13 protein-coding genes are annotated in these 12,203 nt (G+C 63.7%); 9 read left to right on the plus strand and 4 right to left on the minus strand.

What is annotated here, in order from left to right; all coding sequences use genetic code 11:
* Positions 1-83: 83 nt before the first annotated feature.
* From F6X59_RS06290 to F6X59_RS06320, 7 genes are all read left to right on the plus strand, one after another.
* Positions 84-665, plus strand: a complete 582-nt coding sequence (locus F6X59_RS06290; protein ID WP_152955481.1) for an alpha/beta hydrolase — start codon at positions 84-86, stop codon at positions 663-665.
* Between the two features lie 65 nt (positions 666-730).
* Positions 731-1,561 carry a sigma 54-interacting transcriptional regulator gene (locus F6X59_RS06295; protein ID WP_152955482.1) on the plus strand — a complete coding sequence of 277 codons (831 nt, stop codon included), beginning with the start codon at positions 731-733 and terminating at the stop codon, positions 1,559-1,561.
* Positions 1,562-1,736: 175 nt separating this feature from the next.
* A complete protein-coding gene (locus F6X59_RS06300; RefSeq protein WP_054885481.1) occupies positions 1,737-2,522 on the plus strand; it encodes a MetQ/NlpA family ABC transporter substrate-binding protein in 786 nt (261 codons plus the stop codon).
* 372 nt (positions 2,523-2,894) lie between these two features.
* Positions 2,895-3,560, plus strand: coding sequence for an amino acid ABC transporter permease (locus F6X59_RS06305; protein ID WP_152955483.1), 666 nt, complete (start codon positions 2,895-2,897; stop codon positions 3,558-3,560).
* Positions 3,541-4,200: an amino acid ABC transporter permease gene (locus tag F6X59_RS06310; protein ID WP_152955484.1), complete on the plus strand. Its 660-nt coding sequence runs from the start codon at positions 3,541-3,543 to the stop codon at positions 4,198-4,200. Before F6X59_RS06305 ends, F6X59_RS06310 begins: the two co-directional genes overlap by 20 nt.
* Positions 4,197-4,970, plus strand: coding sequence for an amino acid ABC transporter ATP-binding protein (locus tag F6X59_RS06315; protein ID WP_152955485.1), 774 nt, complete (start codon positions 4,197-4,199; stop codon positions 4,968-4,970). The genes F6X59_RS06310 and F6X59_RS06315 overlap by 4 nt, the downstream gene beginning before the upstream one ends.
* A complete protein-coding gene (locus F6X59_RS06320; protein ID WP_152955486.1) occupies positions 4,967-5,839 on the plus strand; it encodes a transporter substrate-binding domain-containing protein in 873 nt (290 codons plus the stop codon). The genes F6X59_RS06315 and F6X59_RS06320 overlap by 4 nt, the downstream gene beginning before the upstream one ends.
* A gap of 72 nt (positions 5,840-5,911) precedes the next feature.
* Here the strand turns inward: F6X59_RS06320 and F6X59_RS06325 are convergent, their stop codons facing one another.
* The gene (locus F6X59_RS06325; RefSeq protein WP_152955487.1) at positions 5,912-6,730 is read right to left on the minus strand and encodes an alpha/beta fold hydrolase; all 819 of its coding nucleotides are present in this window, start codon (positions 6,728-6,730) and stop codon (positions 5,912-5,914) included.
* 69 nt (positions 6,731-6,799) lie between these two features.
* Positions 6,800-9,157, minus strand: a complete 2,358-nt coding sequence (locus F6X59_RS06330) for a penicillin acylase family protein (protein ID WP_152955488.1) — start codon at positions 9,155-9,157, stop codon at positions 6,800-6,802.
* A gap of 86 nt (positions 9,158-9,243) precedes the next feature.
* Here F6X59_RS06330 and F6X59_RS06335 point away from each other — a divergent pair, with 86 nt between their 5' ends.
* Positions 9,244-9,810, plus strand: coding sequence for a sugar O-acetyltransferase (locus F6X59_RS06335; protein WP_152955489.1), 567 nt, complete (start codon positions 9,244-9,246; stop codon positions 9,808-9,810).
* Here the strand turns inward: F6X59_RS06335 and F6X59_RS06340 are convergent.
* On the minus strand, positions 9,789-10,355 hold the full coding sequence (locus F6X59_RS06340; RefSeq protein WP_152955490.1) for a DUF6436 domain-containing protein: 567 nt from the start codon (positions 10,353-10,355) through the stop codon (positions 9,789-9,791). The two genes, F6X59_RS06335 and F6X59_RS06340, sit on opposite strands and share 22 nt — an antisense overlap.
* Before the next feature lie 135 nt (positions 10,356-10,490).
* Between F6X59_RS06340 and F6X59_RS06345 the strand changes: the two genes are divergently transcribed.
* Positions 10,491-11,417 (plus strand): alpha/beta hydrolase, encoded by a 927-nt coding sequence (locus F6X59_RS06345; protein WP_152955491.1) that lies wholly within the window; start codon positions 10,491-10,493, stop codon positions 11,415-11,417.
* On the opposite strand, the gene F6X59_RS06350 is transcribed toward F6X59_RS06345, so the two are convergent.
* A complete protein-coding gene (locus tag F6X59_RS06350) occupies positions 11,418-12,170 on the minus strand; it encodes a DUF2059 domain-containing protein (RefSeq protein WP_152955492.1) in 753 nt (250 codons plus the stop codon).
* Positions 12,171-12,203: the final 33 nt, after the last annotated feature.

The following is a 12,203-nucleotide window of genomic DNA, read 5'->3' on the forward strand; positions in this document are numbered from 1 at the left end:
ATAAATAGCTTCTTATTCCTTTACGGATATAACTGCCTCCCTATACTGATCACCAAGCACGCAAACTTACTGGAGGCGTCCCCATGCGCAATGAGTCGATTCGTTACCTGATTGTGCCGGGCTGGCAAGGATCGCCAGACAACCATTGGCAGAGTCACTGGCAGCGCACGCTGCCCAACAGCGCCCGGGTCGAGCAGCAGGACTGGCTCACCCCACAGCGCCGTGACTGGGTGCAGGCGCTGGAGCAGGCGATTGCCGCCGAACGCTCGCCGGTGATTCTCATCGCACACAGCCTGGGCTGCGTCACCGTTGCCCACTGGGCTGCACAAGCCAGCCCGGCCCTGCTGCGCCGGGTGCGCGGTGCCTTGCTGGTGGCCCCGGCAGATGTCGAGCGGCCCACCTGCGCGCCGGCCCTGCGCAACTTCGCGCCGATCCCGCTGCAGGCGCTGCCGTTCCCCAGCCAGGTGGTCAGCTCCGACAACGATCCGGCAGTGAGCGTGCCGCGTGCGTTGTACCTGGCCCAGGCCTGGGGCGCCGAGGCAGGCCTGCTGAGCAATGCCGGGCACATCAACGTGAAGTCTGGCCACGAGCGCTGGGAACAAGGCTTCGCCTACCTGTATCGCCTGCAAAGCCGGGTCGAGCAGCGCGCATTGCGCCGCGCCTGATCGGCCCCGACCGTTCACCGTTTGCCTGACGCCCGGCCACAGATGGCCTGGGGCGGGAGTTCGTCATGACTTTTCAAAACCCGTTCGGCCAGCCACTGCTGACCTTCCCTGAACTGGACAAGAGCCCCCTGAGCATCCGTGCCAAGGCGCTGGTGTTCATCGACCCGCGCTCGCAGCAGTTGCGCCAGGCCCTGGAGCAATTGGCGCCGCAACCGGTACCGGTGCTGATCCGCGGCGAGACCGGTACCGGCAAGGAACTGCTGGCACGGCAGATTCACCGCGCCAGTGACCGCCCCGGCCTGTTCGTCTCGGTCAACTGCGCGGCCATCAGCCCGACCTATGCCGACGCCGAGTTGTTCGGCTATAGCGCCGGCAGCCAGGGCGGTACGGCCAGCAGCCGCGCCGGCTGGTTCGGCTCGGCCAATGGTGGCACTTTGTACCTGGACGAGATCGCCGACTTGCCGTTGGCGATCCAGGGCAAGCTGCTGGCGGCACTGGAAAACCGCGAGGTCACCCGTGTCGGCGCGCAGCAACCACAGCCAGTGGACGTACGCCTGGTGGCTGCGACCAGCATCGACCTGGCGCGGGTGGTGAAGTCCGGGCGTTTCAACGAGCGCCTGTACCAGTACCTGCGCGAGGGCGCGCTGGAGCTGCCGCCGCTGCGCGAGCGCCCGGGCGATATCCTGCCGCTGGCCGAATATTTCGTGGGCATCTACAGCGTGCGCCTGCAGCGCCCGCTGGCGTTGATCAGCGAGGCCGCGCAGCAGGTGCTGGAAGCGCATGCCTGGCCAGGCAACACCCGCGAACTGGAGAACGTGATCCACTTCGCGCTGTTGGTGAACGACGGGGACGAACTGTTGCCGGAGGACCTCGACCTGCCAAACCCCGCGCGCTAGACGAGCTAATAAGCAAACAGGATGGTGGCAGTTTGTTTTTGGAATAAGCAGCTAATTAAAAGGTATTGTTACGGAATAAAAAATCTCGGTATCGTCCGCCTCACGCCCGCCGGTGAAACGGTTGGGCACCCGACTTCGCCATCCCCGATGGCCCAGAACCAGAACAAGGAACACCATGAAGAAGACCCTGCTGACCACTGCCCTGGCCGCCGCCCTGTCGTTCGCTGGCCTGGCATCCGCCGCCGAGAAACTGGTGGTTGCCGCGACCCCGGTGCCGCACGCCGAGATCCTCGAGCTGATCAAGCCGACCCTGGCCAAGGAAGGTGTGGACCTGCAGATCAAGGTCTTCACCGACTACGTACAGCCGAACGTGCAGGTTGACCAGAAGCGCCTGGACGCCAACTACTTCCAGACCCTGCCGTACCTGCAGAACTTCAACGAAGGCAAGGGCACCCACCTGGAAACCGTGATCGGCGTGCACGTCGAACCGTTCGGTGGCTACTCGAAGAAGGTCAAGAGCCTGAGCGAACTGAAAGAAGGCGCCAGCGTTGCCATCCCGAACGAGGGCAGCAACAGCGGCCGCGCCCTGCTGCTGCTGCAGAAGGCTGGCCTGATCACCCTGAAAGACCCGAAGAACGCCCTGGCGACCCCGAAAGACATCGCCGAGAACCCGAAGAAGCTGAAGTTCCGCGAGCTTGAGTCGGCCATGCTGCCGCGCGTGCTGGACCAGGTCGACCTGGACATGATCAACACCAACTACGCCCTGGAAGCCGGCCTGAACCCGGCCAAGGATGCGCTGGTGATCGAAGGCAGCGACTCGCCATACGTGAACTTCCTGGTAGCCCGCCCGGACAACAAGAACAGCGAGGCCATCCAGAAGCTGGCCAAGGCGCTGACCAGCCCTGAGGTGAAGGAATTCATCGCCAAGAAGTACCAGGGTGCGGTACTGCCTGCGTTCTGATTCGCGCTGGGTGATGTGAAAACGCCGACGCATTTGCGTCGGCGTTTTTGTGTGTGGCTGGCAGCCGATCAGCGCGGGTTGCCCAGCGCCCGGCGCAGTGCCAGCAGCCACAGCAATTGTTCGTTCGAGTCAGGCGAGCAGGGGCTATTCATCGTTATCGTCCTTGTGGGTGATGGCCTTGCAAGTCACGGTCTGAAGCTGTTTGAGAGGCGTCATGCAGAAAAGTTTCGATAGCCCAGCCAGTGATATCAATATGCAATAAAGGTATTTAGAGAAAGCTTTTTATACCTTTAGAGTCTACTGATCGCGCCTGGCGCATCGTTCAGACTTTCCTATGTCGTACTCTGCAAACCGGGTGTCGAGGCTAACTCCATGACCTTCGACACCGCTTTCATTCTCGGCACATTGCCAGCATTCTTCAAGGCTGTCGGCGTGACCTTGCAGGTCGGGCTGATCGCCATCGCCACCTCGCTGCTGGTGGCGCTGCTCAACGCCGCGATCCTGGTACTGCGCACGCCTTACCTGCGGCACCTGGTCAAAGGCTATGTGGAACTCGCACGCAACACCCCGCTGCTGATCCAGCTGTTCTTCATCTACTTCGCCTTGCCCAGCCTGGGTGTGAAGATCTCCGGTTTTGCCGCGGCGATCATCACCATGACCTTCATGGGCGGTGCCTACCTCACCGAGGTGCTGCGTGCCGGTGTCGAGGCCGTGCCGCGTGCGCAGCTGGAATCGGGCCGTTCCATCGGGCTTTCGGAAGGCCAGTTGCTGCGCCATGTGATCCTGCCCCAGGCCGGCATCCTCAGCCTGCCGGCACTGTTCGCCAACTTCATCTTCCTGCTCAAGGAAACCACCGTGGTCTCGGCCGTGGCGGTGCCGGAAATCCTCTACACCACCAAGAGCTACATCGCCCTGTACTACAAGACCTACGAGATGCTCGCCGTACTGACGCTGCTTTGCGTGCTGTTGTTCCTGCCGCTGTCGCTGCTGCTGCGCTACCTGGAAAGGAGGCTGCAACATGGCCAGTTCGGCAACTGAACTGCTGCTGACGTCATTGCCACTGCTGGCCAAGGGGGCGGCGCAGACGCTGGCCATCTCGGCACTGGGGATTGTCTTGGCAACGCTTGGCGGCGTGCTGTACGGCACCCTGGCGACGTTGGGCAACCGGCTGTTGAACATCGCCTTGCAGGTGTACCTGGAGCTGTTCCGGGCGATTCCGGTGCTGGTCTGGCTGTACCTGGTGTTCTTTGGCTTGCCGATCTTCTTCGCCCTGAGCATTCCCAGCTTCTGGTGCGCGGTGCTGGTACTGGGTTTGTGGGGTGCCAGCGAGGTCGGCGAGGTGGTGCGTGGCGCGTTGCAATCGCTGCCGCGTGGGCAACGTGAGGCGGGGCTGTCGATCGGGCTTTCTACTGGCCAGCTGTACGGCTATGTGCTGCTGCCCCAGGCCCTGAAGCGCATGACTCCGCCGACCATCAACATCTACACGCGGATCATCAAGACCAGTTCGCTGGCGGTGCTGATCGGCGTGGTTGAAGTGATCAAGGCCGGCCAGCAGATCATCGAGCGCACCTACGAATCGCTGCTGATCTACGCCGTGCTGTTCCTGTTCTTCTTTATCGTCTGCTACCCGCTGTCCGCCGCCTCGCGCGTGCTGGAGCGCCGCGGGGCTCACTCATGACTGCACTGATCGAATTCCAGGGTTTCAACAAGTATTTCGGCGCACACCAGGTGCTGGATAACGTCGACCTCAAGGTCCGTACCGGCGAAGTGGTGGTGATTCTCGGCCCCAGCGGCTGCGGCAAAAGCACCTTGCTGCGTTGCCTCAATGGCCTGGAACAGGCACACAGCGGGCACCTGCGCCTGGAGGGCAAGGAACTGTTGAGCGTGGATACCGACTGGCGCCAAGTGCGCCAGCGGGTGGGCATGGTGTTCCAGAGCTATCACCTGTTCGGCCACATGAGCGTGATGGACAACCTGCTGCTCGGCCCGCTCAAGGTGCAGAAGCGTGAACGCGCCGAAGCCCAGGCCCAGGCCGAAGCGCTACTGGCGCGGGTCGGCCTGCTGGACAAGCGTGACGCCTACCCACGGCAGTTGTCCGGTGGCCAGCAGCAGCGCATCGCCATCGTCCGTTCGCTGTGCATGAACCCGCAGGTGATGCTGTTCGATGAAGTCACCGCAGCGCTTGACCCGGAAATGGTCAAGGAGGTGCTGCAAGTGATTCAGGGCCTGGCCCGCGACGGCATGACCCTGCTCATCGTTACCCACGAAATGGCCTTCGCTCGCGCGGTGGCCGACCGAATCGTGTTCATGGAGGCCGGCAGGATCCTTGAACAGAGCGACCCCGAGAGCTTCTTCAGCCAACCGCGGACCGCACGCGCGCAGCAGTTCCTGGACAAATTCTCCTTTGTCGAAAGCCTGCCGAAGACAACGCAAAAGGAACTGTCATGAAAACTGCCCCGCTTACCAAACTGCTGGCGCCGTTGTTCGGCCTGGCCCTGCTGGCCGGCTGCAACAAAGCCGAGGAACCGCCCAAGCCGGCCGCTGCATCGCCGGCCACCAGCTACCTGGAAACCATCAAGGCCCGCGACAAGCTGATCGTCGGCGTGTTCACCGACAAGCCGCCGTTCGGCTTCGTCGACGCGAGCGGCCGTTACGTCGGCTTCGACACCGACATCGGCCGGCGCCTGGCCAAAGACCTGCTGGGCGACGAGAACAAGGTGGAGTTTGTCGCCGTCGAGCCGGCCAGCCGTATTCCGTTCCTGCAAAGTGACAAGGTCGACCTGATTCTCGCCAACATGACCGTGACCCCGGAACGCAAGGAGGCGGTGGACTTCACCAACCCCAACCTGCGCGTGGCCGTGCAGGCTATCGTTGCCGACGGCAGCCCGGTGCAGAAGCTCGATGACCTGGCGGACAAGACCATCATCGTCACCACCGGTACCACAGCTGATATCTGGCTGACCATAAACCATCCGGACTGGAAGCTGCTCAAGTTCGAGAAGAACAGTGAGTCGTTGCAAGCGCTGGCCAATGGCCGTGGCGATGCCTATGCCCAGGACAACCTGATCCTGTTCAGCTGGGCCAAGCAGAACCCGGGCTACCGTGTATTGCCGCAGTTGCTGGGTGAGGAGGCGCCGATTGCGCCAGCGGTGAAGAAGGGCAATACCGAACTGCGCGACTGGGTGAATGCCGAGCTGGCCAAGCTGGGGGAGGAGAAGTTCCTGCTGAAGCTGTATGACCAGTATGTGCGCAAGGAGCTGAGCGATGACACCAAGCCGGAGAGCGTGATCGTCGAAGGCGGCAAGTGGCAGGGTTGATCCGGCCATTGGGGCTGCTTTGCAGCCCATCGCTGGCTGCCGGCGATGGGCCGCAGAGCGGCCCCAGCAATATCAGGCCTTGCGCGGCAGCCAGTTCAACAAGAACTCATTCACCACTCGCGGGTTCTCCAGGCTGGAGATATGCCCCGCAAACGGAATCTGCGCCGCCAGGCAACCAATGATCCGCGCCATTTCGTTGGACTCTTCAGGCGGCCGCGGAATGTCCTGGTCACCACAGATCACAATGGTCTTGTCACCCTTCAGTTCACCCAGCCGCCCCAGCAGGTCGGGCCGCCCGAAGATTATCCGCCCCATCGGGTCGAGGCCGTTGCGAATTACCTCGGCACTGCTCGCCTTCAACGCCGCCCGGAAGCTGTCGCGCACTGTGGGCACGGTCTGCCCGCCGGCATGGAAGAAGATCGGCACGACGATGTCCAGCAGTGGCTCTGGGAACAAGCCCGCCGCACTCGCCGCATCCAGCAAACCGAAGTACTTCAGCCGGGTCGCCTCTGGCTCGGCGCCGAGGTAGGTATCCATCAGCACCAGGCGGTCGATCCGCTCGGGGTGTTCGATGGCCAGCTGCGCGCCCCACATGCCGCCGACCGACAAGCCGACCAGGTGGCACTGGGGGATGTCCAGCGCGTCCAGCAGTGCCAGGTGCTGGCGGGCCAGGGCGCTCATGTCGGTGGTGGTAGCGGGCGGCGCATCGGAGTCGCCGTGGCCCCAGAGCTCGGGGACGATGACGCGGAAGTGTTCAGACAGCGCCTCGATCTGCGGCTGCCACATCTGGGCCGACCACAGGTAGCTGTGGCCGAGCAGCACCGGGACGCCCTGGCCCTGGTCGACATAGCTCATGCGTGCGCCGTCGATTTCGATGAAGTGTTTTTGCATGGAATAGGTCTCGGCAAGAGATGCTTCAGGGTATTCGAAATGGCGTGCCAGAGCAGTTGCACCTGGATGTCATGGCACCAGCCTGAGGGTGCTTTGTGCTGGGATCACGCCCATCTGCGCCCGCTGGTACTTCCCTTCGACATACCCCTCGGCCTGGTCTGCGTAGTGCTTGTCGAACAATACCCCGCTCTGCCCGACCGGGTTGACGCTCAGCGCCTGCCCGGCATCGGCGAAATCGATCAGGCGCCGGGTCGAAGGCCCGTAGGTCACCGGCCACGGCGCCGGGCCGATCTTCGCCGACAGGTTGTTCGGCACCTCGTGGGTGCCGGGGGCGGCAAACGGGCCGACATTGAACAGCAGGTTCAGCGGTTTTTTCGAGCCCAGCGGATGGTTGTGGGTCAGGGTATGGGCCTTGCCCCATTGCCAGCTGGCCGGGTCTTTGCCGAGGGTGTCACGCAGGTGGGCAAGGCTCTTCTGCCAGGCCATGCGCACGATGGCGCTGCGGTCAGTGCGCTGGTTGGTGCCGCGGGTGTTCCACCAGGGCGAATCGGCATCGGCAGCCAGGCGCGGCAGCGCGGCATCGATGGTGCGGGTACTGAGCAGCACCGGGAACCAGGTGTCGCCCAGTTCGTCATGCAACGCGGCATAGGCCAGGTCGTAGAGGAACTGGTTGAATAACGTCGCGCTGGTGGAATCCAGCGGATAGTCGCCGCGCCAGGCGGCAAGCTGCTCGACCAGTTCCTTTTCCTCGTCACCCTCGGCGATCTGGCGCAGGGTCGCCAGCAGCGGTGCCAAGGTACGCGGGCCGTAATCGCTGGCCGTATCGAGTTGCAGGCTCTGGCTGTTCTGCGTGTCCCATTTCACTTCCGGGTTGGCCAGCTGGCGATCGAGCTGGCGACCGCGGTCGGGCAGGTTGTAGTAACCGGGTATCGGCACCACGGCCGGTGGCTGGTAGTTGGCCGAGACGATGTAGCCGCTGGCCGGGTTCTCCTGTTGCGGGTTGACGCTGAAAGGGTAGAAACCGGGTTTGTCGGCCTGGCTGCTGGCGCCGTCGAGGATGAACGCCGGGTTCACACCGTCCGGGCGAATCGGCAGTTTCGCCGCCGCCCACCAGCCGATATCGCCACGGGCATTGGCCCAGACGAAGTTCAGCCCCGGCGCCTGCACCTTGGCAGCCGCCTCGCGCATCTTGGCCAGGGTGTCGGCGCGATTGAGCTGGTAGAAGCCTTCGAGGATCGGGTTCTCGGTTTCGAGGAACGCCCACCACATGGCAATCGGCGTGGCCCCTGCCGTAGCGCCGAGGACCTCGTTGACGATGGGCCCGTGGGGTGAGCGGCGCAGTTTGATGGTGACCGGTTGCTCGCCTTTGACTGCAATCTGCTGCTCGGTCTTTTCCAGCGTTTGCCACTGGCCGTTGATCATTACCTGGTCGGCGTTGGCGGGGTTGGCCTTTTCCGCGATCAGGTCGACGTCATCGTTCTGGAACATGGTCAGGCTCCAGCCGAAATCACGGTTGTGCCCCAGCATGGCGAACGGGTTCAGCGCCTGGAAGTAGCCGTACAGGTTGAAGCCGGGCGCCGAAAGCTCAGCCTCGTACCAGACGGCGGGTACGGCAAAACTGATGTGCGGGTCACCGGCCAGCAAGGGTTTGCCGCTGCGGGTGCGGCTGCCGGAAACCGCCCAGGCATTGCTGCCTTCGAACTGCGGGATGCCGGCTTCGACCAGCGCCTCGTGGCTGGCGCGGGCCACGGCTTCGAGGCTTTGCCAGTCGACCGCCGCCAGTGGCGTGCCGAGGGCGCCCTGCGGTTGCCAGTCGAGGTCGAAGATCTTCAGGTATTGCGGACCGAGTTGATCGCGTATGTAGGTCAGTGCGGGTTCGGTGCGAAATGCGGCGGCGAAGCTGTAGGCCAGGTAGCCGGCGATGCTGAGGGTGTCCTCGGCGGTAAATGGCCGTGGCGTGATGCCGATCAGGTCGAACTCCATCGGTTTGGGGTGGCTGGCCTGCCAGGCGTTGACGCCGTCGAGATAGGCCTGCAAGGCCTGCCAGGAGGGTGACTGGTGGTCCTGGCGCTGGGCCATGAGTGCGGCCTGTTCACGGATGCGCAAGCTGCGGAACAGCGTATCGGTGGGCAGCAGCTTGTCGCCAAGCACTTCGGCCAGCTCGCCACGGGCCAGGCGGCGCATGATCTCCATCTGGAACAATCGGTCCTGGGCATGCACGTAGCCCAGGGCGCGGTACAAGTCCGCCTCGCTCTGCGCTTGCAGATGGGGCACGCCACGTGCGTCGTAGCGCACGCTGACCGGCGCCTGCAGCCCGGCCATGGCCACTTCGCCTTCGCGCTGTGGCAGCTTGCCTTGCACGTACCAGTAACCAGTGCCAGCGGCCACGGCAATGACCACGGCCAACAGGGTCAGGCTGCGCTTCATCGAGACTCCTTGTGCATTCGAGCGGAAACTGTGGTCCGATCATCGACGGATTCGCGAACAGAGCATAGCCCCCGGAAGGAGTTTCCATGTCCCTCAGCGAAAAACAGAAAATGCTCACAGGCCAGCTCTACCACGCTGGCTGCCCCGAGCTGCAAGCCGAACAGATCGCCAACAAGCATTGGATGCACCGCTACAACAACAGCGTCGAGCTGCTCAACGACGCGCGCAACGGCCTGCTGGCCGAGCACTTCGGCCATGTCGGCGAAGGCACGGTGATCCGCCCGCCGTTCTATTGCGACTACGGCTACAACATCAGCGTCGGGCGCAACACGTTCATGAACTTCAACTGCGTGATCCTCGACGTGGTGCCGGTGCGTATCGGCGACGACTGCCAGATCGGCCCCAATGTGCAGATCTACACGGCCGACCACCCGCTCGACCCCGAGGTCCGACGCAGCGGGCTGGAAAGCGGGCGGCCAGTGACCATTGGCAACAACGTGTGGATCGGCGGGGCGGCGATCATCCTGCCGGGGGTGACCATTGGTGACAACGCCGTAATTGGTGCCGGCAGTGTGGTGACCCGTGATGTGCCTGCGGGGGTGACGGCAATGGGCAATCCGGCGCGGGTGCGTCAGCCGGCCCAGGGGCAATAGCAGCCTACGGCCAGCGTATTGGAGGCGGTGACTTTGCGGCCGGCCAGCAGCGCCTTGAGGATCGGCTCGATGAAGCTGTTGCTGGCGTTGCACACCGCGCCCTCGCTGTAAGGGCCGAAATAGGCGAGGTTGCCTTGGCGGTCCCAGATGGCCACCGCGGGGGAGGCGGGCAGGTGTTCGCTGCCGGGCAGTTGGGCGATAGGCTGCAGGTTGATGAGGTTGGCAGGGAGCTGGCCGTGGCTGCCGGGCTTTTGCACGACGTGGAAGGCCACGCCCTGGCCTGCGAACTGGGTAATCAGGTCGCCCAGGTGCTGCTGGTTGCCAACGTTGCACGGGCAGGCCGGGTCCCAGAAGTGCACCACGCGGATCGGGCCGGGGCCGGCGAGTTCGGCGGGCAGTTGCAGCTGGCTACCATCGAACAGCGTGGTCTGGTTGTCGAACGGGCGCAGGTAGCTGGACTGGAAGGTGGAGTAGGCCTGCCAGAGCACAATGGCGCAGATTACAAGCACTGACACCATCAGTGTCCGTTTGATACGGTTCGACATGAGTTATCCACAGTGCCGGCGATGAGGCCGGTGCAGGCAGCGCATCTGCCTGATGAAAAGGTGCCCAAGCTTGCCACGATGCGGCCAACAGCTGAATATCCCAGATCAATACTCGCTCCGCCTTGGATGTACCCGATGCCCGCTGCCTTTCACCCCGATCCCCTGCGTGCCAGCCTCGCGCCGTTGGCCAAACGTCAGCCGTTGTCCACGCAGGCGCAGGACTATCAGCGCTTCTATGGCCTGAACCTGCCGGCGCAGAGCTGGCTGGGCGGTTTCCAGGCCGCGGGGTTCGAGCTGGTCGGGCAGGTCTGGCTACCGGAAAAGCCGGTCGCGACGTTGTTGCTGCTGCATGGCTACTACGATCACATGGGCCTCTATCGGCATGTGATCGAGTGGGCGCTAAAGCTCGGTTACGCGGTGATCAGCTGCGACCTGCCAGGCCACGGCCTGTCCAGTGGCGAGCGCGCCAATATCAGTGATTTCGCGGTGTACCAGCAGGTGCTGGGAGCCTTGTTCGAACAGGCGCGTGGCCTTGACCTGCCACGCCCCTGGCATCTCTGCGGGCAGAGCACCGGTGGCGCCATCGCCGTGGATCACCTGCTGAATGAAGGCGAGCGTAGCCCCATCGACGGCGAGGTGATCCTGCTGGCGCCGTTGGTGCGGCCACAGTCCTGGCGCTGGTCGAAACTCAGCTATCGGGTACTGCGCCACTTCGTCGACGGCATCGAGCGGCGCTTCAGCGAGAACACCAACGACCCGACTTTCCTGCCCTTCCTCGAAGCCGACCCGCTGCAACCGCGGCGGCTGCCCACGGCCTGGGTCGGCGCGTTGATCGCCTGGGTCAAGCGTATCGAGGCGGCGCCGCATTGCGCGCGACGGCCGTTGATCGTGCAGGGGGAAGCGGATGGTACGGTGGATTGGCCCCACAACCTCGAAGTGCTCAAGGCCAAGTTCAGCGAGCCGCAGATCCTGATGTTGCCCGAAGCTCGTCATCACCTGGCCAACGAGCTGCCGGACATTCGCCGACGCTACTTCGACTTCATCGAGCAGCGCCTGGGCTGATCACTTGAGGTCGGCGCTGTTCTGGCCCACCGCCAGGCCGGCACGCACAGCAGCCACGGCGGCCTGGTAATAGGCCTTGCCGTCCGGTGACTCGGCGAAGGTGGCGAACTCTTCCAGCTCGTCGTCGGACAGGTCGCGGTAGACGTACAGCAGGGTGTTGTTCAGGTCTTCACCGATCTGCCCCATAAGACGCTGGCGCTGGCCGTCGAGCAGGCCCTGTGCCTGGCTGGCGCCGAACAGGCCGGGAATCATCGAGCTCAGGCTGTCAGCGGCCACCCCGGCGATCGCCAGGCTGACTTCGGCGCCGGCTTCGCGGGCTGGCAGGGCCTGGGCCAGGTGGCCGATGACCAGCATGCGGTTGTCGCTGGCCTGCATCTTCGGCAGGCCCTTGGCATTCTTGGCCAACTGGTCCTTGCTGGTGGCCAGCAGTTCGGCGGCGACAATCTTGCGCCCCAGCGGCGACTGGAAGAAGGCCAGGGCCGGCGCCGGGTTGGGCAACGTACTGCGCAGTTTGGCCAAGGCACGCTTGTCCATCGCCTGGGCCTGGAAGCGCTGGTTGCTGTTGTTGACCAGCGCCTGGTAAACCGCAGGCGGCAGGCTGCTGCGGTAGCGCTGCTGGGCGGCGCTCACGGCATCGGAAAAATGGGCGCGCTGGTCGGGCCAGCCGGCGGCTTTGTACAGTTGATCGAGGCTGTCTGCCCAGACAGGCATGGTGCAGATCATCAGCAGAAGCAGGGAAAACAGACGGTGCATTCAGGACTCCTGTCGGCAGGTGGCTATTGTCCT

The sequence above is a fragment of the Pseudomonas sp. MN1F genome (genome assembly GCF_009391885.1).
Classification (GTDB): Bacteria; Pseudomonadota; Gammaproteobacteria; order Pseudomonadales; family Pseudomonadaceae; genus Aquipseudomonas.